20 protein-coding genes are annotated in these 20281 nt (G+C 57.9%); 4 read left to right on the forward strand and 16 right to left on the reverse strand.

Features of this window, described 5'->3' with window-relative positions; all coding sequences use genetic code 11:
- Window positions 1-12: 12 nt before the first annotated feature.
- The 9 genes from ACZ6ZO_RS02330 to ACZ6ZO_RS02370 form a co-directional block, all read right to left on the reverse strand.
- On the reverse strand, window positions 13-1362 hold the full coding sequence (locus ACZ6ZO_RS02330) for an aromatic ring-hydroxylating oxygenase subunit alpha (protein WP_465290241.1): 1350 nt from the start codon (window positions 1360-1362) through the stop codon (window positions 13-15).
- A gap of 784 nt (window positions 1363-2146) precedes the next feature.
- A complete protein-coding gene (locus tag ACZ6ZO_RS02335; RefSeq protein WP_182386558.1) occupies window positions 2147-2563 on the reverse strand; it encodes a PaaI family thioesterase in 417 nt (138 codons plus the stop codon).
- Window positions 2560-2880 carry a hypothetical protein gene (locus ACZ6ZO_RS02340; protein WP_182386559.1) on the reverse strand — a complete coding sequence of 107 codons (321 nt, stop codon included), beginning with the start codon at window positions 2878-2880 and terminating at the stop codon, window positions 2560-2562. Before ACZ6ZO_RS02340 ends, ACZ6ZO_RS02335 begins: the two co-directional genes overlap by 4 nt.
- Window positions 2880-4472 (reverse strand): acyl-CoA synthetase, encoded by a 1593-nt coding sequence (locus ACZ6ZO_RS02345; protein ID WP_182386560.1) that lies wholly within the window; start codon window positions 4470-4472, stop codon window positions 2880-2882. The genes ACZ6ZO_RS02340 and ACZ6ZO_RS02345 overlap by 1 nt, the downstream gene beginning before the upstream one ends.
- Window positions 4469-5293 (reverse strand): SDR family NAD(P)-dependent oxidoreductase, encoded by an 825-nt coding sequence (locus tag ACZ6ZO_RS02350; RefSeq protein ID WP_182386561.1) that lies wholly within the window; start codon window positions 5291-5293, stop codon window positions 4469-4471. Before ACZ6ZO_RS02350 ends, ACZ6ZO_RS02345 begins: the two co-directional genes overlap by 4 nt.
- Window positions 5294-5305: 12 nt before the next feature.
- Window positions 5306-5866, reverse strand: coding sequence for an aromatic-ring-hydroxylating dioxygenase subunit beta (locus tag ACZ6ZO_RS02355; protein ID WP_465290245.1), 561 nt, complete (start codon window positions 5864-5866; stop codon window positions 5306-5308).
- Between the two features lie 37 nt (window positions 5867-5903).
- On the reverse strand, window positions 5904-7112 hold the full coding sequence (locus ACZ6ZO_RS02360; protein WP_465290247.1) for an NAD(P)/FAD-dependent oxidoreductase: 1209 nt from the start codon (window positions 7110-7112) through the stop codon (window positions 5904-5906).
- Window positions 7105-7455 (reverse strand): non-heme iron oxygenase ferredoxin subunit, encoded by a 351-nt coding sequence (locus ACZ6ZO_RS02365; RefSeq protein WP_182386564.1) that lies wholly within the window; start codon window positions 7453-7455, stop codon window positions 7105-7107. Before ACZ6ZO_RS02365 ends, ACZ6ZO_RS02360 begins: the two co-directional genes overlap by 8 nt.
- Before the next feature lie 26 nt (window positions 7456-7481).
- Entirely contained in the window at window positions 7482-8816 is a 1335-nt protein-coding gene (locus ACZ6ZO_RS02370; protein WP_182386565.1) for an aromatic ring-hydroxylating dioxygenase subunit alpha, read from the reverse strand.
- 324 nt (window positions 8817-9140) lie between these two features.
- Between ACZ6ZO_RS02370 and ACZ6ZO_RS02375 the strand changes: the two genes are divergently transcribed.
- Window positions 9141-9923, forward strand: coding sequence for an IclR family transcriptional regulator (locus ACZ6ZO_RS02375; RefSeq protein WP_465290250.1), 783 nt, complete (start codon window positions 9141-9143; stop codon window positions 9921-9923).
- 41 nt (window positions 9924-9964) lie between these two features.
- Here the strand turns inward: ACZ6ZO_RS02375 and dmpG are convergent, their stop codons facing one another.
- The 4 genes from dmpG to ACZ6ZO_RS02395 are packed head-to-tail and all read right to left on the reverse strand — an operon-like array spanning window position 9965 to window position 13646.
- A complete protein-coding gene (dmpG, locus tag ACZ6ZO_RS02380) occupies window positions 9965-10969 on the reverse strand; it encodes a 4-hydroxy-2-oxovalerate aldolase (protein WP_465290252.1) in 1005 nt (334 codons plus the stop codon).
- Window position 10970: 1 nt separating this feature from the next.
- Window positions 10971-11894, reverse strand: a complete 924-nt coding sequence (locus ACZ6ZO_RS02385) for an acetaldehyde dehydrogenase (acetylating) (protein WP_465290254.1) — start codon at window positions 11892-11894, stop codon at window positions 10971-10973.
- Between the two features lie 23 nt (window positions 11895-11917).
- Window positions 11918-12694, reverse strand: coding sequence for a 2-keto-4-pentenoate hydratase (locus ACZ6ZO_RS02390; protein ID WP_465290256.1), 777 nt, complete (start codon window positions 12692-12694; stop codon window positions 11918-11920).
- Window positions 12695-12710: 16 nt separating this feature from the next.
- Window positions 12711-13646 (reverse strand): 3-carboxyethylcatechol 2,3-dioxygenase, encoded by a 936-nt coding sequence (locus ACZ6ZO_RS02395; RefSeq protein WP_465290258.1) that lies wholly within the window; start codon window positions 13644-13646, stop codon window positions 12711-12713.
- A gap of 153 nt (window positions 13647-13799) precedes the next feature.
- On the opposite strand from ACZ6ZO_RS02395, the gene pth reads away from it, so the two are divergent.
- Window positions 13800-14375 (forward strand): aminoacyl-tRNA hydrolase, encoded by a 576-nt coding sequence (pth, locus tag ACZ6ZO_RS02400; RefSeq protein WP_465290260.1) that lies wholly within the window; start codon window positions 13800-13802, stop codon window positions 14373-14375.
- Window positions 14376-14736: 361 nt separating this feature from the next.
- Here the strand turns inward: pth and ACZ6ZO_RS02405 are convergent, their stop codons facing one another.
- Both ACZ6ZO_RS02405 and ACZ6ZO_RS02410 read right to left on the reverse strand, forming a co-directional pair.
- The gene (locus ACZ6ZO_RS02405) at window positions 14737-16188 is read right to left on the reverse strand and encodes a glyceraldehyde-3-phosphate dehydrogenase (RefSeq protein ID WP_465290262.1); all 1452 of its coding nucleotides are present in this window, start codon (window positions 16186-16188) and stop codon (window positions 14737-14739) included.
- Window positions 16189-16233: 45 nt separating this feature from the next.
- Complete coding sequence (locus ACZ6ZO_RS02410) at window positions 16234-17250, reverse strand: nitronate monooxygenase (RefSeq protein ID WP_465290264.1); 1017 nt, start codon at window positions 17248-17250, stop codon at window positions 16234-16236.
- Window positions 17251-17270: 20 nt separating this feature from the next.
- Here ACZ6ZO_RS02410 and ACZ6ZO_RS02415 point away from each other — a divergent pair, with 20 nt between their 5' ends.
- Both ACZ6ZO_RS02415 and ACZ6ZO_RS02420 read left to right on the forward strand, forming a co-directional pair.
- Window positions 17271-18905: a peptide chain release factor 3 gene (locus ACZ6ZO_RS02415; protein ID WP_465290266.1), complete on the forward strand. Its 1635-nt coding sequence runs from the start codon at window positions 17271-17273 to the stop codon at window positions 18903-18905.
- 174 nt (window positions 18906-19079) lie between these two features.
- Complete coding sequence (locus ACZ6ZO_RS02420; protein ID WP_465290268.1) at window positions 19080-19547, forward strand: hypothetical protein; 468 nt, start codon at window positions 19080-19082, stop codon at window positions 19545-19547.
- Between the two features lie 77 nt (window positions 19548-19624).
- Here the strand turns inward: ACZ6ZO_RS02420 and ACZ6ZO_RS02425 are convergent, their stop codons facing one another.
- The gene (locus tag ACZ6ZO_RS02425) at window positions 19625-20275 is read right to left on the reverse strand and encodes a hypothetical protein (protein WP_465290270.1); all 651 of its coding nucleotides are present in this window, start codon (window positions 20273-20275) and stop codon (window positions 19625-19627) included.
- Window positions 20276-20281 lie beyond the last annotated feature (6 nt).

Raw genomic sequence — 20281 nt, forward strand, 5'->3', positions numbered from 1 at the left:
CCTCAGTTCTCCTTACTTTTCCGTGTTCTCCGACATGACCGCGCTGAAATCAGCGGTCTCCACTTCTGGGCGTCCGCCTCTCATCTCTTTTAGCTCCTCCCAGGAATGTCCCTCCATCAGGTCTCGGTAGAAGCCATACATATTGAGGGCTGCGTTGTCAGAATAGACGTGTGCGGTGGACCCTCCCGGGTAGCCGTCGTCGTCCTGAACTACTGGCACGCCACGCATGTTGTAGGTGAAACCCGTTTGACGGGACTTCGCACCGCGAAGAATGCGCTGCATCTCTTCCCAGTTTTCAGCGTCGTCCTGTTCAAACATGCCGCCTGGAGAGAAGGTACGCATCACGTCGACACGGATTGCTTCCTTAACTTCCTCCGGAGCATCCTTAGGCACGAACGCCCACGACCAGATCTCCATCTCGTGTGGCCCGCGTGGGTGCGTCACGCGGAAGGTGTAGTTGCCCAGCAACATGAAGTTCGGGAACACGTTCATGTGGCCACGCACCTCACGGAACTCGCCGAGGCGTTGCTCAATGGAGTCGCGCACCGTGTTTTCCCATTCAATCAGCGCAGGGGCCGTGTTAGGGATTTCCTTGCCTCGGACGCCGAAGAATGCACCACCGTGACCATACGGGCTGAAGAATTGACGTCCCGTCGGGATCTTTTCGCGTCCCTTCTTACGGTCGAAGGTATCGGACCCGGACGACAGCGCTTCCACTGCGGACACGTGACTAATCTCAGAGTGCTGCATGTCAGAGGTTGGCTGCTCAACATTGAATTTCCAGTTTGCGGGAAGAACCCACTTGTGAACAGCGATAGCTTCCATGCCACCCTCGTAGCGATCCACATAACCATCCAGGTAGTATTTGGCGTTTCCGAGGTATTCCTCCAGAGGCGGGATGGTCTCGTCCCAGGAGCCGAAAATGAATCCCTTGTAATTTTCAATCCGAGGAACCTGAATGGCGCTGAGCTTGGATTTATCGATCCCCTGCGGGTACGCGGTCTCCTCATGCGGGATGTTGATCAGTTTGCCTTCCAGGTCGTAGGCCCAACCGTGGAAGGAACACATGAAGCCCTTCGCCACTCCTCGGTCAGCTCGACAAATGCGCATGCCCCGGTGGCGACACTGGTTGAGGAACGCTTTGACCTCACCGGACTTCTGGCGAACGACGATCACTGGGTCTTCGCCAATGTAGGTCTGAATGTAGCTTCCTCGCTTGGGCAACATGGTTTCGTGGGCTAAGAAAACCCAGGTACGTTGCCACACTTGATCGAGTTCTTGGGCGTAGATGTCATCGTCAACGAAAATGCGCCCGGAGACGTAGCCGCCTACTGGATCAATCAATTCTGAAATCTTACTCACATTACCCTCCTAATGCGGTTATGCCGATCGTTGAAAGTAAATGTAGCCCCGCTCACAGTAAAGTTGGGAGCGGTGTTCCACAGACTGGAACACCATGGAGTGAATGTGATTGCTGCACCCAAAAAGGACTAAGGGACAAAATGTGTGTCTGAATTCCACAGTAAAGCCAGGTCAGGGCATGTAAACAGGTGCTGTATATTGTTTCGGGCCCTTTAAACCCACAAATCTTGTTCAATACCACCAGTGGTACCGCACCTGTGCTTGCAGGTGCGGTCACCTTACTCCGGTGACCAAAAACCGACCCGATGCCCCGTCTGCCTGGGACAAAGGCAAAGACAACGGCACCACCAGGTGACGCTTCGACCACCAAAACCAAAGCTGATCACACACACGCAGCAACCTTCCGGCCCTTCCATGCTTATGTCGTCAGCTCAACCGCAATGACCGATACTGCAGGCTCGTGAGGTATCTCCCGAAGGAGTCTGAACCGCAGGTTCGCACCCTTGTGTTGCTTAACCCCGCAAAACCCGGGAAGCATTCCCCGGGTCACGGTGATTTTTTAGGCTTCACACCTGCTATTTCACTGATTTCGGCCCGAGCCCCGGGGAACGCTTCCCGGGCTTTAGTAAGAAACTTCAGGGGCCGTGATCAACGCCCCCAGAAGTGAAGTAACAACCGACAACACGCCGACCGGACACACATTTTGCTCCCTTAACCACCCAAAAACAACAAAACCGCCGCCTCCCCAGGACACTAGAGATAGGCGACGGTAAACCTTACGGAATTACTTCTTAGGCGCCGGAACCGTATAGGTGGTGACCACCTTAGCTAGAATCGACTCGTCAACGGAAGAAATCACGCTGGTATCGGTGACGATCACGCTACGCCCTGCACGCACAATCGTAGACACCGCAATCGCGTCGCCTTCCTTCTTGTTCGAGACGACGTTCACCGAGCTGGCAACAGCTAACGGGAATACCCCGGGTTCCACCTGCTGCATCGCCAGCCACGTGCCGGAAATATCAGCAAGCCCAAACAACGCTGGAGCGGAGAACATTCCCGCTGGTTGGGATACCTCCTTTGACAACGGCATCCCGACCCGGACTTCCTCCTTAGACCCAGAGATCGGGTACAGCCCGAGCGTAATAGCTACGTCATCGACGCGGGAGTAAAAATCGTCCCACTGCTCTTTGAAATTCACTTGAGCTCCATTTCATCCATGTTCTTAGGCTGATTAACTACCCAATCCGGCTCTGCCACCATGAGAGATACATCATTGCCGTCGCGAAGCTGCACGTCCAAGACATAGCGCATACCGGCCTTTTCACACTGTGCGATGGCGCTGAGGTCCCCCTCAGGAACCGCAACAACCACGCGGCGGCAAGCCTTATTGGTGGTGAAAATCTCGCGGATTTCTGCGGTCATTTCATCGATGGATCCAAAAACCAGTTCCACGTCATCTTTCCCGTACGGGTAGGTATGGCGCAGTGGTGAATCTTGAATGAGAATATGGTTCATTACTGCTCCTCTTGCTCACGCACGAATTGACGCACGGCAATTTTGTCGATTTTACCTGCGGAGTTACGTGGAATTTCCTCAACCACGTAGAGCTGCTTCGGCAGCTTGTAGCGAGCCAGGTGGCGCTCGCAGTGGTTACGCACATCCTCGAGGTTCACTTCAGCGTCACGGTCCGGCTGGATAACCGCAACCACGATTTCACCCCACTTGTCGTCACGGCGTCCCACGACGGCGTTACCGCGAACACCATCCAGCTCTGCAATGACGCGCTCCACCTCAGCTGGGTACACATTTTCGCCACCCGTAATGATGAGGTCCTTGAGTCGATCCACAATGTAGTAGTAGCCATCCTCATCGCGGTGGCCAAGGTCACCCGAGTGGAACCAGCCGGCGGTGTACGCCTTCTGGGTTACTTCTGGGTTGTTCCAGTAGCCTGTCGCTACGTTTGGCCCACGCACCCACAGTTCACCGGTCCGGCCTGCTTCCTTCACTTCCTCACCGGTATCCGGATCCATGAGGCGAATCTCGGTGTACGGCATAGGGATGCCACAGGAGCCGATCTTCTTCTCTGTCATCTCTGGCGGCAAATAAGTAGCGAACGGAGCTGTCTCCGTCAGCCCCCATGCCTGCTGTACAGCAATCCCCTTCTCCAGGTAACGGCGAATGAGGATAGGCGGCACCGGCGCACCAGCACAGATAGTGGCGCGCATAGAGTCGAGCTTCGCGTCAGCAAAATTCGGATGCGCATAGAGTGCTTCAAGCTGAGCAGGAACCATGAATGTGGAACCCACCTGGTGGTTTTCAATATCGCTCAGTACCTGTGCCGGGTCGAAACCGCGGTGGATAAGAACCGTGTTTCCCCGAGACAGTGCCTTAATAGCGAAGGAGTTCAGTGCTCCCACGTGGAACAATGGGGCCGCCACCAGGGTGACGTCGCCAGGGCGGGAATCCACCATGGTGTCCACGTTGACGGAGTTCCACCACAGATTGCCGAAAGTGAGCTGTGCTCCCTTTGGCAGGCCGGTGGTGCCAGAAGTAAACAGCAGCAATGCCAGGTCAGTCATCACCATTGGGCGAGGTCGCACTGCCTGTTCTGGTGCTTCCGGCATGGTGGAGGTCTGATTCCAGTACAGTGGCACACGGCCGTCGGGTTCTGCTATGGGATCGTCGTCAACCACGATCACGTGGTGGCGCTCGATGCCGTAGATGTGCTTCGCCTGGTTCAGGTATGGCCCTTCCACCACCACGCTGTGCGGTGTTCCCTGCATCAATAGCTGCGAAACTTCTGGGGCGCTGAGGCGGAAGTTAAATGGCATGAAGGTGGCGCCCACTCGCCACGCCCCCAGCATGGCGAAAATGAAGGATTTCGAGTTCATGCCCAAGTAAGCGATGCGATCGCCCTGACGAACGCCAGACTCTTCAAAGTAGTGAGCCCATTTGCGCACGACCTTCTCAAGATCACCGTAGGTGAACTGCTCATCACCATAGATGATGGCCACACGGTCCGGCTGGTACGTAGCGTGGCGTACCAGCTGGGCGCATGGGTTGACGTCGATCGTTTCAGCACGATGCTCTACACCAGTGATAATCACAGGTCATCTCCTCCTGCTGCCTGGGCGAAGCCCCGGGCACTAATGCCACCATCGACGTTGATGATGGCGCCGGTGATGTTGCCGCCTTCTGCGTCGTCGGCAAGCATCAGATATGGTCCGGTGAAACTTGATGGATCTGTGGAAATGTCGTGCAGTGGGATGTACGGGTTTCTTCCCTCATCACGGCGACGTTCCAGAGTGTCCTTGAAGCTGCGGTTTTCCATTCCGATGGCGGCTGGGCCCCGCAGGTCCGTCTTCATACCACCAACGGCAACCCCGTTGACACGCACTTTTGGTGCGAGTTCATAGGCAAATTCCAACATGAGGCCACGGTCAGCGAACTTGCTGGCGGTGTAAATCGGGCCACCACCCGCGGCGTAGAACGCTGCGTTTGACAGTGTCATAATGATCGAGCCGCGTGTTTTCACCAGTTCGCGCCAGGTCGCCTCGACGGTAAGCAGGTATCCCTTGACGTTGATGGAGAAAATCTCGTCGAACATCTGGCCCAGCTCGTGGCCGTTATGACGCGTGACGGAACGGTTGTAGTCCCAGATACCGGCGTTCGGGATGACGGTATCTATTCCGCCAAACTTTTCCACCGTAGCCGCTACTGCTGCAGCGAGTGCATCTGAGTCACGGACATCCGCACCGACACCGAGGACGCGGTCAGCGTCGAAATCACTGATGGATTGCTGTGCGCGTGCTTCGTCGATGTCAACCGAGACTACATTCGCTCCGGCGTCGTAGAACCGACGTGCGAGTGCAGCCCCGAGGCCGGAACCGGCCCCGGTGATAAATACAGTTTTGTTCTGCAAGGACATCTGGTGACCGCCTTAGAAGAACGTGGAGATGTTCTTAGATGGCAGGACGTTGATGTCCAGCAGGATGCGTCGATCGAACACCTTGTAGCCTTCGTCGGTGACACGCAGCAGGTCAGTGCGGGTGCCAGCGAAGATATCGCGCTCGCGTTCCAAGCGGGTACGCCAGACGAGGAAGTTGGTACGCGCTTCAATCACCTCAGTGCCTTCGGGGTCAGTAGCGTGGTGCGCCTGCAGGTTGGTGATCAGGTGGCGGGTGCGGGACGGTGGGTCCTCAGCCCAAGCCATGCCGGAGTCGAAACGACGGATGCGCCACGCCAACGAGTCATAGGTCTCGTCATAGAACGCTGCTTCTTCAGGCCCAGCGATGCTGAGTGCCTGTTGACGGCGCAGCCGGTTGGTGCGGGTAGGAGCCCAGTAGTACAGGTCCTTATCAAACTTTTCCAGCCAGTCAACGTACCGGCCGTCGTCGAGCAGATCCGCTTCTTCAAAGTAGAAGCTTTGCAGGTCGTAGTACGTCTCAGCGCTGACCCGATCGCCTAGTGTGACGTCTTCACGTCGGAGAAAGTCAGTCATCTTCAATCATCCCTTATGTATGTCAGTGGTATGCGGCCTAACGAGCCAACTTCTTCAGATTCACCGCGGGATCAGCAAGCGCCTCGGGGTCCACCACAACCTTGCGATCAATCAGGCGTCGGGCTGCGCGTACCGCCATTCCCTTGTCGTACGCGGTGCAACCAACGATGGTGTTGTCCGGCGCAACGCGGAACACCACTTGTGGTTGTCCTTCTTCATCTGGACGAATCACGGTCTCGCCTTCGGCAGTCATTGAGCCGACGCCTTCCACGTGCACGCCATAGCGGTCTGTCCAGAACCAGGATGCGCCGTGCTCTGGTAGCTCTTGCCCGCAGATGTCAGCGGCAGCGGTTTGCGCGTCGAAGATTGCGGACTCCCAGTGCTCGTGGCGTCGTGCCAGGGTGCCGTCGGCATTGCGCACGCGAGCGCAGTCACCTACCGCCCAGATCCCGTCAGCGGTGGTGCGCTGAGCATGATCGACCAGAACGCCACCGTCGCATTCCAGTTCTGCGGACTTGGCCAGGTTTTCTTCTGGGATGATGCCCACTGCAACCAGGACTACGTCTGCAGTCACGGTGTTTTTGCCATCGATGTCGATGACGAAGGTGGCGCCTTCTCGACGGATGCCCGTCGTAAAGCCGGTCACCGTCTCAACACCGTGTGCAGCGTGCAGCGCATGCAGACGCTCGGCAATTTCCTTACCGACGGCTGGTACCAGCGCTACTGGAACAGGATCGATGAGGGTGACTTCAGCGCCCAACTCTCGGGCACTCGACGCAACTTCGGCACCAATCAGACCAGCGCCGATGATGGCCAAACGAGTGCCTTTGCCCAGGGCCTTCTTCAGACGCTGCGCATCTTCAGTGGTACGAAGCACGAATAGATCTGGGTCATCAAAGCCCGGAGCTGGCAGCGGCCGTGGTAGCCCACCGGTAGCCAGCACGAGTTTGTCAAAAGTGTGGGTCTCACCGCCGTCGAGAACGAGCTCACGCTCCTCGGGCTTGATCCGATCCACCTTTGCCTTGACCAGGGTGACCTTGTTTTCCTCATACCAGCTGCGCGGTGCGAGCAGGAGTTGTTCGGCGTTCTTGGAGCCCTGCAGGATTTCCTTTGACAGTGGCGGACGATCGTAGGGGTAACCGAGTGGATCGATGATGGTCACGGCGCCTTCGAAGCCACGGTTGCGCAGTTCCGAAGCCACGGTGTAACCGCCGATACCGCCACCTACGATGGTGACATTACTCATCGGTGGCCTCCGCCGGAGTGCCTGGGTAAAGCCACACTTCATCGTCACGAATCTCAACCTTGTGGGTGTTGGTGTCCTCGGATGCTGGCATGCACAGGACCTTGCCGGTCTTCAGGCAGAAACGACCGGAGTGCATCGGGCACTCAACTTCGTTTCCTTCGATCCAGCCGTCTGCCAGTGACGCATCTGCGTGGGTGCAGATGTCATCGAGCGCGTAGTATTCGTCTTCATCGGTGCGGAAGACTGCGATGCCTACTGGGTGGCCAGACGTCTCTGGAGAAACAACGATTGCTTCCTCCTGCTCGATGTCGTCGACCTGGGCTACTTTGACGGGATTGCTCATGGGTATGCTCCTATGTTCGGTGTCGGTTACTGATCGGTGTTTTCATGCCATGCTGGCGTGGACATCAGCTCACGCCACCTGCGGTAGAGGCCACGACCTGCTGCATCGGAGTACAGCTCGGAGGTGGTTCCTGGGTAGTCTTCGCGCTGTTGCTCAGTACCCATACCCATCTGGTAGTTGAGCGCGGTGTTGCCGACCATGAACGCGTGTGCGTTGGCCTGGCATTCAGACCAGTTTTCTCCGTCGTCCTGCTCGAAGATGCCGGACGGGCCAAAAGTGCGGAGGTTGTAGAGGCGCTGAGCGCGACGTACTTCCTCGGGCATGGACTTATCCAGGACGGTCCAGGACCACACTTCCATCTTGTTCGGGCCCTTTGGGTGCCAGACGCGGATGGAACCGTTCACCGGAAGGTAGGAGAAGTTAGGGAACACCGTGGCGTGACCGTTGGTCAGCGGTCCCATGACTTGCTCTGGAGACAGGCGCTCACGGAGGAAGTCGTAGTCGTAGTATTCGTGTACTGGTTGGGCGTCGAAGCGGTTCTTCGGGTGGACTGGGAAGCCAGCACCATTGCCGCGTTCGTCGGTGTATTGGCGTCCGGTACGCTGCGCGATTTCTTTCTTTGGTCCCTTGCCCGTTGGAGACATCACCATCAGCGCGGATGCATGGGACATGTTGACGTGGTACCAGTCGGTTGCGAACTGTTCAGCTGCGAGCTTCCAGTTGCCTTCCAAAACCCATTTGGTCACGCCCCCGACAACGGTGGTGCCTTCTGGATCACGGTCCATGAAGGCATCGATGTACCACTTCATCTCTCCGAGCGCGTCTTCCAGCGGTTCGGCGTCTTTGTCCCAGTTGGCAAAGATGAGGCCCTTGTAGCTTTCGACACGTGGTGCGGTCACCAGGCCCCAGTCCGCGAGATTGAAGTCGGACGAGTAGGACTCCTGCGCTGGTACGTTGACGAGGTTGCCATCGAGGTCGTAGGACCAACCGTGGTAGGTACAGGTGAAGTTTTTGGTGGATCCCATGTCTGCACGGCAGACGCGGGCGCCACGGTGACGGCAGTTGTTCAGCAGAACGCGGATTTCGCGCTTCTTGTTCATAGAAGCGATGACTGGGTCTTCGCCCATGTAGGTCTGGAAGAAGTCGCCTGGCTTCTTGAACTGATCCTCGTGCGCGATGAACAGCCAGCTGCGGGCGAAGATGCGACGCATTTCCTGGTTGTAGACCTTCTCGTCAGAGAAGATACGTCGATCGATTAGGCCACCTTCTGGGTTGACCATGCCGGTGACGTCAAGGTTCTCCTCCAAGCCTTCCGGCCTGGTGAGCCCTGCCCGAGGCATGGGGTTGTCAGGGGTGCACATAGTTCCTCCTTGATTACTACGGGGAATCCCATTTGAGATCCACCGACCATTCAGGACTTTTTGTAATCCGGTTCACAATTGGGTGATGGCATTACTTTGCTCCCGATGTGAGTCAAATTAAAACTGCCGTTCCGCCTAGCGGAACGATTGATATGAGCGCTTACCCCCGCTGGCGATAATGAAACACATCTCAGCTAGCCAGGTCCTCGGTTTTCCCAAGTGAATCAATGACTGCCACCCCCGGGGTTAGTCACAACGCTTGCGAACTTTTTGGGAATCGCCCACCGAGTACGATGTAAGAAAAAATGAAAAGAGGTTCCTCCCGTGGCTACCGCGCCAGACACCCGCAGCGCCGTCGACAAGGCGTTCAGTTTGCTGCGTTGCTTCAGCCCCAATGACGCGTCCGGCGTCGGCGTGAGTGAACTCGCTCGCCGTGCTGAGCTATCCAAATCCACTGCTCACCGGCTGCTCGCAATGCTCGTGGCCAATGGCGCGGTGGAACGAGCTGACGATGTGTACCGACTCGGCCCGCTTTGCTTCGAACTGACTCAGCAGTCGGTCAGCGAGTCCGCCGAAATGATCAGTGAAGTACTCACTCCTCACCTGGCCGCATTGTTTGAGCAGACTAGGCACACGGTGCAGTTGGGGTATTTGGAAGGCACTGAGGTGGTGTACGTGAACAAGCTGTTCTCGGCCCAGCGCGTATCCTCCCCTTCCCGCATCGGCGGGCGCGCCCCTGCGGTGTGCACGGGAATTGGTAAGGCCCTGCTCGCGTGGGACGAGACCCGACTCGAGTCCGCACTGCAACGTGGTCTTCCGAAATGGACGCCCTACACCATCACTGACCCTGAGGAACTGCGCCAGGAGCTGGAACAGGTTCGTCTCGAGGGCTTCGCATATGACAAGCAAGAAATCGCGCTCGGCCTGTCCTGCATCGCCGCTCCAATTTTCGGCCGAAATAACCAGGCAGTAGCAGCGATGTCCATTTCGGGGCACGCCGCGCAGTTTAAACCCGACGTTTTTGCCAATGCTTTACGACGCACCTGTGCCGCCGCAAGCAAGTCCCTCCTGAATTTCCAGCGCCAACAGGAACGAAAAAACCGCTAGCCAGCACGTAATCCACGCTGGCTAGCGGCCAAGCCAAGGCTTTAGGCGTTCTTCAGGGCCACAGCAACATCAATAATCATGTCTTCCTGACCGCCCACATAGCCACGGCGGCCAACTTCCCGCAAGATATCAGCGGTAGGTACGCCGTAGCGCTCCGACGCCCGCTCGGCGTGGAGCAGGAAGGAGTTGTAGACGCCCATCTGACCTTGGACGATCGAACCGCGGTCCATCGCTGGCAGGCGAGGCACCATAGGCTTGAGAACGTCTTCCGCCGCGGACAGAATCTTCGGGATATCCACGCCGGTCTCCACACCCAGACGGTCAAAAGCAGTCGCGAGCACTTCCGTCGGAGAGTTACCTGCACCGGCTCCCAGGCCTGCGAGGGAACCGTCGATCTGCTGTGCACCGGCACGGACCGCAAGAACAGAGTTGGCAACGCCGAAGGACAGGTTCTGGTGACCGTGATAACCAACCTGAGCTTCGTCGCCGATCTCGTCCAGGATAGCCTTCACGCGGTCGCTGGCCTCTTCCATGATGAGCGCACCAGCGGAGTCCACCACGTACACGCACTGGCAGCCAGCGTCCACCATGATCCTGGCCTGCTTAGCTAGGCCGGCAGGATCCAGGCGGTGGGACAACATGAGGAAACCACCGGTTTCCATGCCAAGGTCACGGGCAGCCTGGAAGTGCTTGATGGAGACATCTGCTTCCGTGCAGTGCGTCGCCACACGGACCATCCCAGCGCCACGCGCATGCGCTTCCTTCAGATCGGCCACAGTGCCGAGGCCCGGCAACAACAACACCGCAATCTTTGCCTGCTTCGCCTCATCCACGGCTGCGGACACCAGATCCAGCTCGTTGGTCTTGGAGAAACCGTAGTTGAAAGAAGAACCACCCAGGCCATCGCCGTGCGTGACTTCGATGAGTTGAATTCCGGCGTCGTCAAGCGCGCGTACGACGGCGCGCACCTGCTCCTCTGTGTACTGGTGACGCACTGCGTGGGAACCATCGCGGAGAGTGGTGTCATTGATACGAATCTTGGTCATGTTACTTTCCTTCCCCACGCAGCACATCAACCATGCGGTCGGCGGTCGCCACCGCAGCGGCGGTAATGATATCGAGGTTTCCGGCATAATCCGGCAGGTAATCGGCAGCTCCAGCGACCTCCAGCAAGACGGTCACCCGGCCCCACCCCTGCCAATCTTCGCGAGCCTCATCAAACTGCGGCTCGGCAGTAAGACGGTACCCAGGAACGTAAGCCTGCACCGTTTCCACCATGTGCTCGATGGATTGACGAATCTGATCCCGCAGCTCACCCGGGGCCGCGGCCTCCGGAGGCAACGCACAGTACACGGTGTTGCGCATCATCATCGGCGGCTCGACTGGATTCAGGATCAAGATCGCCTTGGCCTTCTTCGCACCGCCGACCTGTTCCAACGCTGCCGCAGTCGTCTGCATAAACTCATCAATGTTGGCACGCGTACCAGGACCGGCAGAACGAGACGAAATAGACGCCACGATCTCGGCGTACTCGACCGGAATGACGCGAGAGACTGCCGCAACAATCGGGGTGGTCGCCTGACCGCCACAAGTAATCATGTTGACGTTGTCCACGTCCTGCAGCTCATCCAGATTCACCGCTGGGCAGAAGTATGGGCCCACCGCTGCCGGGGTAAGATCGATCGCCCGAATGCCCGCCTCACGGTAGAGGGGCGCGTTAGCCTGGTGGGCATACGCGGAGGTCGCTTCGAACACCAGGTCAGGCTTAACATCCTGCTCCAGCATCCATTCCACGCCGCCTGCCGACGACTGGACACCCAAATCTTCAGCTCGCTTCAAACCATCCGACGTAGGATCTACACCGATCATGTAAATCGGCTCAACGTTCTTGGAATTCTTCTGCAGCTTCATCAGCAGGTCCGTACCAATATTTCCTGGCCCGACGATAGCTGCTTTAAGCTTTTCTGCCATCTTCTCCCCTTATTCTTTTTTAATTAGCTAAACGAAACGCTCAGTTGGCCATAACGACCAAAATCAACATCAACGGTGGAACCAGGAATCACTGGCGCAGCGGCACAGAAGCTTCCGGTGAGCACAATGTCGCCGGCCTTCAGTCCAACTCCCTGCTCCCCCAAGGTCTGGGCGAGCCACACGAGAGGCTCAACCGGGTGTCCCATTACAGCGGAACCTTCGCCCGTGCCCGCAGCCTCACCATCAATGGTCATGGTTGCCGTCACCGACGGCAGGTCATCAAAAGCAATCTCTTCAGCAACCTTGCCCAAGACGATCGCAGCGCAGGATGCGTTGTCGGCAACAGTATCCACAAGCTTGATGTCCCAATCGCGGACGCGAGAGTCAATGATTTCCACAGCCAGGAACGTTTCCCCGATCGCCTCACGCACCTCATCCATGGTGGCGGTGGCCGGCAGATCTCGGTTCAGGACAAAACCCAACTCAGGCTCAACTTTTGGAGAAATAAACTGGGAAGCGTCAATAACATCACCGGACCGGAATACCTGCTTCTCGGTAAAGAAACCAAAATCTGGCGAATCGACCCCCAGCTGCTGTTGCATCGCGAGGGACGTCAACCCAATTTTGCGGCCAGCGATCTTCTCGCCTGCAGCAACCAGCATTTCCTCCTGAATCTGCTGAATCCGGTACGCACCGGACAGATCCAAACCAGGCAGAGTCTCTCGAGGTGGAGTGATTGGCTGCTTGGTCGTGTACGCCTCAGCGAGTTCCTTCGCAACTGCCTCGTAGTTTACGTTCATCAAAAAGCTTCTTCCTTTAACTAGCGGTCATAATGCCGAAACCAGCGATGTATTCCTTGATCGGCTCATAGAACTGGTAATCCACCGCATACTCAGGATGTGCAGCAGCCAACGCAGAAAACGCCGCCACCCACGTGCGGACCTCGTGGGAGGAATGGCCAGCAAGCTTGTCCATCTCATCAGCCTGGTACTGGTCAAAGAGTGCTGGCGTACCTGACGCGCAGACCTTCATGAACTCCTTGTCCCACTCCGGATTCAGGTCCTGAATTTCAGCCTGACCAGCAGCGAACGCCTTAGCTGTGTTGATCACGCGTTCTTGGCGCGCGTTGCGGGCTTCCGGAGTTGGGTTCCGGCCGTCGAGAAGCAATGCCCGCTGTTCTTCGTTCGCGGTCACCCACTGCGGCACCGGCGGGTCGTGGCTCAGTCCACCGGAAGCAATAAGAAGAATCTTCTCATCGCGGTCTTTCAGGAACTCACCGATCGCCTCTCCCATCAAGCGGACGCGCTGCATCGGCACAAATGGACGGGCCAATCCGTTGACATACACCGGGACGGTCTTGCGGGCAGCAATGTCACCAAAGACAATTTCTGCAGGTTGAACCGCACCGTGATCGACTTCCATCTTGCGAGAAATTGCAATATCAATTCCCTTATCGATCACAAACTGGGCCATCTCTTCAGCGAGCTCGGTAGGAACATCGAGCTCACCTTCCTGAGAGTTGTAATCACCCACGCTGCGAGCTTTGTACCCAATGCAGTACGGCGGCATCAAATCATAGAAGAACCCGTTGTAATGATCCGGAGCGAACGTCACAATCAGATCAGGATCAAAATCACGCGCAAAATCCTTCGCGGATTTCAGCGCAGCGTGCAAACTCTGCTCAGCATCCTTCGGAAGCTCATTGATCCCAAGAAGCGGGCTGTGTGACATGGCCAGCAAAGCAATCGGCATGGTAAGTCAAGCTCCTTAAACTCTCGGTATTTGTGTATCGAAAGTCTAAAATGCCGCAAAACACAATCCACGTCACTGTTCCACTGTTCGGAACAGTCAGTCGGAGTAAACACCCTCAGCCCACCCCTCAACAGATGTGCCACAATAGAGAACATGTCTGAACCATTCCTCATCGTCGGCCTTGGCAACCCCGGAGCCAGATACGAAACCACCCGGCACAATGTGGGATTCATGGCCATCGATGAGATCGCCGAAGATCACATGGGCTCATTCAGCGTCCACAAAAAATCAAACGCGGACATCTTAGAAACCCGGATTGCCAACACCAAGGTGGTCCTCGCCAAGCCACGTACCTTCATGAACCTCTCCGGTGGCCCGATCCGAGCACTGTGCGACTTCTTTAAAATCCCACCCGCCCATGTCATCGTCATCCACGACGAACTAGACCTGGACTTCGGCACGGTGCGTCTCAAGCAAGGCGGTGGCGAAAACGGACACAACGGTCTGCGCTCCACTAGCCAAACACTTGGAACCAGGGATTACTACCGCATCCGCATCGGTATCGGCCGCCCGCCCGGACGACAAGATCCTGCTTCCTACGTGCTCAAACCATTCAGTGTGCAAGAGGCCGCTGACCTAGGAGCCATCTGCGCGGACGCGGCCGAGGGCGCCGAGTTGATCGTTACCCAGGGACTGGCCGCGGCGCAGAATCGTATTCACAGCAAATAAGCGCAATATCGGGTAAAGGCACACACTTTTCTTTACTTAACCCCACAAAACCCGGGAAGCATTCCCCGGGTTTCGGTGATTTTTTAAGCTTCACACCTGCTATTTCACTGCTTTCGGCCCAAGACCCTGGAAATGCTTCCCGGGTTTTAGCAAAAAACTTCGGGGCCGTGGCCGTAGACCCAGGGGTGGAGTAACAACATAAAAGCGCCCGGCCGGACACGCATTTTGCTGCTTAACCCTAAAAGCCCGCCAGACGGAAGGGGATCCGTGTGGCGGGCTTAGTTACGTGCTGAATTTCCAGCTCCATCTGGCCAAAACTTACCCCTGTTTTGGTCAAACAGAACCAGAAATTCAACCGATATTAAACCTCAGTCAGCTCGAGGCGGTGTGGGCGAACCTTTGGTCGTGCGCCGGCGATTTCTTCGACGATGCGGATGACCTGGTTGGAGTAGCCGAACTCGTTGTCGTACCAGACGTACAGCACGAGCTGCTTACCCTTGGCGATAGTGGCCAGGCCATCGACGATGCCGGCGTGGGTGGAGCCCACGAAGTCGGTGGAGACGACCTCTGGGGACTTAATGTAGTCGATCTGCTGACGCAGGACGGAGGTCAGGGATACCTGGCGGAGGTAGTCGTTGACTTCGTCGACGGTGACGTCGGACTTCATGTTCAGGTTGAGCACTGCCATGGAGACGTCTGGGGTCGGAACGCGGATGGCGTTACCGGTGAGCTTGCCTTCGAACTCTGGCAGAGCCTTGGATACGGCTTTGGCTGCACCGGTTTCGGTGAGGACCATGTTCAGGGTGGCTGCGCGACCACGGCGGGCGCCCTTGTGGAAGTTGTCGATCAGGTTCTGGTCATTGGTGAAGGAGTGGACAGTTTCCACGTGACCGAACTCGACGCCCCACTTGTCGTTGACCACCTTGAGTACTGGGGTGATGGCGTTGGTGGTGCAGGATGCGGCAGACAGGACGCGATCCTCTGGGGTGATGTCCTTCTGGTTGATGCCGTACACGATGTTCTTGATGTCGCCCTTGCCTGGTGCGGTGAGCAGTACCCTGGCAACACCCTTGGACTTCAGGTGCTGCTCGAGGCCTTCGCGGTCGCGCCAGCGGCCGGTGTTGTCGACGACGATGGCGTCGTTGATGCCGTATTCGGTGTAGTCGACGGTGGCCGGGTCGGAGGAGTAAATAACCTGGATCGGTGCGCCGTTTGCCCAGATGATGTTCTTGTCGTGGTCGACGGTGATGGAGCCTTCGAAAGCGCCGTGGACCGAGTCACGACGCAGCAGGGAGGCGCGCTTGACGAGGTCTTGGTCGCCGTTCTTGCGGACGACGATCGCGCGGAGGCGTGGGCCGTTGTACATTGCCTGGCGGGCCAGCAGGATGCGGGCGAGCAGGCGACCGATGCGTCCGAAGCCGTAGAGAACAACGTCGGTTTGTGGGGTTTCGTCGGCGTTTCCGATGACGTCGGCAAGCTCACGCTCGAGGAATGCGCGCAGGTCGCCGCCTTCTGCTTCGAACTTGGTAGCCAGTGCGCCGAGGTCGATGGAAGCGGTGCCGAGGTTCATGTCCACGAGCTGCTCCAGGATTGGCAGGGTCTGGGACAGTGGCAGTTCCTGCTCGGTGATGCGGCGAGCGTAGCGGTGAGACTTGATGATGTCGATCTCGGTCGCGGTAACCAGCAGACGGCCGAAGATCGAGACGACAACGTTGTGCTCACGACGCAGCTTGCCGATCAGCGGGATCATCTTCTCGGCGAGCTCCACGCGCTCGTTCCAGTCAGCTTGAGAAATCGGGGTCTGCTCCGACATGTGGTCCTCCACGGGTGATGGTTTAGTTGACATACATATTCGAATTTACCGGGTTTTGCTTTGGTTGTCTGGCAACCCCTCAGTCAGGGCGGAAACGATTTCCGCTACGGATCCCATAAAAGCATGTTTTACCTGCGTACCTGCCCATGCAGCGACGTAGTTTGTGTCCGAGGTAACGCTCCGAACGGGCTTCATTAAAGTGTTCACATGGGGGTAGATGGCGGGGGCATCGAGGTGGTCGCGCATGAATTGTGTTTCGATGCCACGCGCCCACCGGCCGGAGAATGCGCGCGTGAGGGCGGTTTTTCCGCCACGGGCGACCTTCTCGCGGTGGAGCTTTGCGGTGCCTGCTTCGTCAGCAAGCAGGAAGGCGGTGCCACACGCGGCAGCCACGGCGCCGGCGTCAAGTGCGGCCCGGACGGCGGTTGCGGTGGTCAGGCCGCCGGCAGCAAGCACGGGCTTATCGACGTCCACTGCCCCGAGCAACTCAAGCAGCGATCGCTGATCCGGTTCTTCAGCTACTGTGAGCGTCGAACGGTGTCCGCCGGCCTCAGGGCCTTGCAAAATCAGGGCATCGGCGCCTCGGGTTACCGCTTCCCTTGCGTCTTGCGGGTTTGTCACTGTCATCCATACTTCGATTCCGCGCTCGTGGAGCCGTTCTACTTCTGCCACGGTGAAGAGTCCAAAAGTGCAGCTGACCACGCTGGGGCGTAGTTCGCACACCACGTCCAGTTTCGCCGCAAACCCGTCGGTGGGGTCGGCTGCTGCGTAGTCCGGCACCTGTGCGTCATGCTCGGCAAACACCGGTGCAAGCGCGTCGGCGTAGCGGTCTACCGGGCTGAGGTCCGTCACTGGAGCCTGCGGATAAAACAGGTTTACCCCATAGCGATCGCAGGTCACAGCAGTCATCTTCTCCCGCAGCTTGTCCGGGGTGAGGTACCCGGCCGCAAGGAACCCGAATCCGCCTGCGGCGGCGATGGCGTCGACAAGCGCGGGCGTGGACGGTCCCCCAGCCATGGGAGCTGCAACGATGGGCACTGACAGTTGGGATAGGACAGTCATGCCCGCTATTCTTATACGTCATGAGCTCCATTGCCACCGAGGCGTCACGCCGCCGCACATTCGCCGTCATTGCCCACCCCGACGCTGGTAAGTCCACGCTGACGGAGGCGTTGGCGCTACACGCGCACGTCATTTCCGAGGCGGGCGCCGTGCACGGCAAGGCGGGCCGCAAGTCCACCGTTTCGGACTGGATGGACATGGAAAAAGAGCGTGGCATCTCCATTGGCTCCTCCGCCCTGCAGTTCGAATATGCGCCTGAGGGCCACGAGGGCGAACCATACATGATTAACCTGGTGGACACCCCGGGTCACGCGGACTTTTCCGAGGACACTTACCGCGTGCTCACCGCCGTCGACGCCGCAGTCATGCTTGTCGACGCCTCCAAAGGCCTGGAGCCCCAGACGCTGAAGCTGTTCAAGGTGTGTAAATCCCGTGGCCTGCCGATTGTGACCGTGATCAACAAGTGGGACCGCCCGGGCCGCTCCCCGCTCGAGCTCGTGGATGAGATCGTCAACGAGATCCAGCTGCAGCCCACCCCGATGTACTGGCCCGTAGGTGAGGCCGGTGACTTCCGTGGCCTCGCGCGGATCACCGAAGACGGCGAAGTGGACGAGTACATTCACTTCCTGCGCACCGCAGGTGGTTCGACCATCGCGCCGGAAGAACACTACACCCCGGACGAGGCCGCCACGCGTGAGGGCGATGCCTGGGATACCTGCGTGGAAGAGGTCGAACTGATGACGATGGACGGCGCTGTCCATGACCAGGAACTCTTCGAATCCTGCACCACTTCCCCAACGATCTTTGCCTCCGCGATGCTGAACTTTGGCGTGCACCAGATCCTAGACACGCTGTGTGCCCTAGCGCCATCTCCACGAGGCCGAGAGTCCGACCCGAAGGCTGTCGCTGCGGCGACCGGCACATTTGATACTGCGCGAGAAATTGACGATTCCTTCTCCGGCGTCGTATTCAAGGTGCAGGCCGGCATGGACAAGAACCACCGCGACTCCCTGGCATTCATGCGCATCGTCTCCGGCGAATTCGACCGTGGTATGCAAGTGACTCACGCCCAGTCGGGTCGCTCTTTCTCCACCAAGTACGCCCTCACAGTGTTCGGCCGCACCCGCTCCACCGTGGAGACGGCCTACCCTGGCGACATCGTCGGCCTGGTCAACGCCGGATCGCTTGCCCCTGGCGACACCATCTACGAGGGCAACAAGGTCCAATTCCCACCGATGCCACAGTTCGCGCCAGAGCACTTCCGCACCCTGCGCGCCAAGTCCCTGGGCAAGTACAAGCAGTTCCGTAAGGCCCTCGACCAGCTCGCCGCCGAAGGCGTGGTCCAGATCCTGCGTAACGACGCCCGTGGCGACGCAAACCCAGTCATGGCCGCCGTCGGCCCGATGCAGTTCGAAGTCATGCAAGCCCGCATGGAAAACGAATACAACGTCGAAACCGAAACCGACCCAATTCCGTACTCCGTCGCGCGTCGCACCGATGCCGAATCCGCCCCTGAGCTAGGCCGTCAGCGTGGCGTGGAAATCTTCACCCGCACCGACGGAGAGCTCATCGCCCTCTTCGGCGACAAGTGGAAGCTCGCATTCATTGAGAAGGAGCATCCGGAGCTCACCATGGAGCCATTGGTAGCTGATTAACCGCTGTCGAATTTCTGGTTCTGTTTGGCCACGACGGGGGTGTTTTCCTGCCAGATCGACCCAGAAATTCGACCTCCTAAGTTAAAGTATCTAGTTTTCACGAAGCTTCATTGATGGCATCACTGTATGCTTTTTTCCTAACCTAAAGGGCTATTTTCGGCGGGGAGTGCCACAATGAAGCGTTCGACCTGGTTCGTTGGAGCGAGTGCAGCAATCGCACTAGTGGTGGTAGCAGGGTTTGTCGATGTCAGCCTGCGACAATCGCCATTCGAAACCGCGATCTCGAAGTCCGATCACATCGTGCTGTCGGAGGTTTCCAAGAAGAAGATGGATAAGGCGTATGTCATCTGCCCGTACGCGGAACAGGAATCCTTCACCAAGGTCGGCTTCCGCGAGAAAGACATCTACTCGATCCGCAACAACTCCCAGGCCTGGGAGACCCACTCCGGGTTGGCGTTAAAATACGACAGTGGCGACACCGAAGTCATCTATTTCAATCCGACCGAAGTCGACGCGTGCCCAGGAAAACCAGCAGGTAACCCGCCGGAGGTCGATCCCAACGCGACCATCCGCGTCGATGAAGTAACCAAGAAATTCGCCAACCCAGACCGCGAAGCGACAGTGAAAGTGCTGCGCTATTAGGCAGGCCGAATTTCTGGCTCGATCTGACCAAAAATCACCTCCGCTGTGGCTAATCAGAACCACAAATTCGCCAGCAGCTAAAGATGCAGCAGACCCATAGCGACCAGGATCGCCGACACGAGATACCCGGCGATCGGGGTAAGCGTTTTGGTGTTGCTCCGCGCCCACTCAAATCCTCTACCAGCGGGGCTTTCGGGGAATGCCCGAACGAAGCCCACGAGGACTGCGGTGATAAAGGGCAGGCTCAGTGCCAGGGTGGCGTAGAAAACCAACGCGGTGTAACGGAATCCGAGGCTGAAGCCGCCTGCGCTGAGGTAGGCAAGGCCTGCGAAGAAGGGGACTGAGGTGGCGGATTGGATGACGCCGAGGGTGAATCCCATCCCAGCGGTGCGCCAGGACGGCGTTTGCAGGGGCCGCATGATGCGATTCACCAGGGCGGTGTTGTCGCCGCCGCGGAAGGTCATAATTGCCCCCAGCACGCCGACGGCGATCAGGATGGCACCAAACCACGGTGATTCCAGGGCGCCGCGGATTCCTTTGATCCGGTCGAAGACCGCCAGGGTCGGCACTGACAGCAGGAACACGCCCAGCCAATCGCCACCGACGAGGAGCGCCGCGATGCGTCGATAAGGCGCGCGCGGGGGCAGTAGCACACCGATCGTCACGATCACGCCGATGAGTAGGACGTTGATCGAGTCCATCAGCGCGAAGCTGACCGCATGCCACATGAAGCC

This window comes from Corynebacterium sp. NPDC104732, assembly GCF_055583565.1.

What these genes read in the sequence shown, in the direction of transcription:
- ACZ6ZO_RS02390 (WP_465290256.1), bottom strand. Translation starts at nt 12,694, where the DNA reads ATGAACGTAAACTACGAGGCAGTTGCGAAGGAACTCGCTGAGGCGTAC.
- ACZ6ZO_RS02420 (WP_465290268.1), top strand. Translation starts at nt 19,080, where the DNA reads ATGAAGCGTTCGACCTGGTTCGTTGGAGCGAGTGCAGCAATCGCACTA.
- ACZ6ZO_RS02415 (WP_465290266.1), top strand. Translation starts at nt 17,271, where the DNA reads ATGAGCTCCATTGCCACCGAGGCGTCACGCCGCCGCACATTCGCCGTC.
- ACZ6ZO_RS02360 (WP_465290247.1), bottom strand. Translation starts at nt 7,112, where the DNA reads ATGAGTAATGTCACCATCGTAGGTGGCGGTATCGGCGGTTACACCGTG.
- ACZ6ZO_RS02385 (WP_465290254.1), bottom strand. Translation starts at nt 11,894, where the DNA reads ATGGCAGAAAAGCTTAAAGCAGCTATCGTCGGGCCAGGAAATATTGGT.
- ACZ6ZO_RS02410 (WP_465290264.1), bottom strand. Translation starts at nt 17,250, where the DNA reads ATGACTGTCCTATCCCAACTGTCAGTGCCCATCGTTGCAGCTCCCATG.
- pth (WP_465290260.1), top strand. Translation starts at nt 13,800, where the DNA reads ATGTCTGAACCATTCCTCATCGTCGGCCTTGGCAACCCCGGAGCCAGA.
- ACZ6ZO_RS02425 (WP_465290270.1), bottom strand. Translation starts at nt 20,275, where the DNA reads ATGTGGCATGCGGTCAGCTTCGCGCTGATGGACTCGATCAACGTCCTA.
- ACZ6ZO_RS02355 (WP_465290245.1), bottom strand. Translation starts at nt 5,866, where the DNA reads ATGACTGACTTTCTCCGACGTGAAGACGTCACACTAGGCGATCGGGTC.
- ACZ6ZO_RS02395 (WP_465290258.1), bottom strand. Translation starts at nt 13,646, where the DNA reads ATGCCGATTGCTTTGCTGGCCATGTCACACAGCCCGCTTCTTGGGATC.
- ACZ6ZO_RS02350 (WP_182386561.1), bottom strand. Translation starts at nt 5,293, where the DNA reads ATGTCCTTGCAGAACAAAACTGTATTTATCACCGGGGCCGGTTCCGGC.
- ACZ6ZO_RS02365 (WP_182386564.1), bottom strand. Translation starts at nt 7,455, where the DNA reads ATGAGCAATCCCGTCAAAGTAGCCCAGGTCGACGACATCGAGCAGGAG.
- ACZ6ZO_RS02405 (WP_465290262.1), bottom strand. Translation starts at nt 16,188, where the DNA reads ATGTCGGAGCAGACCCCGATTTCTCAAGCTGACTGGAACGAGCGCGTG.
- ACZ6ZO_RS02370 (WP_182386565.1), bottom strand. Translation starts at nt 8,816, where the DNA reads ATGTGCACCCCTGACAACCCCATGCCTCGGGCAGGGCTCACCAGGCCG.
- dmpG (WP_465290252.1), bottom strand. Translation starts at nt 10,969, where the DNA reads ATGACCAAGATTCGTATCAATGACACCACTCTCCGCGATGGTTCCCAC.
- ACZ6ZO_RS02340 (WP_182386559.1), bottom strand. Translation starts at nt 2,880, where the DNA reads ATGAACCATATTCTCATTCAAGATTCACCACTGCGCCATACCTACCCG.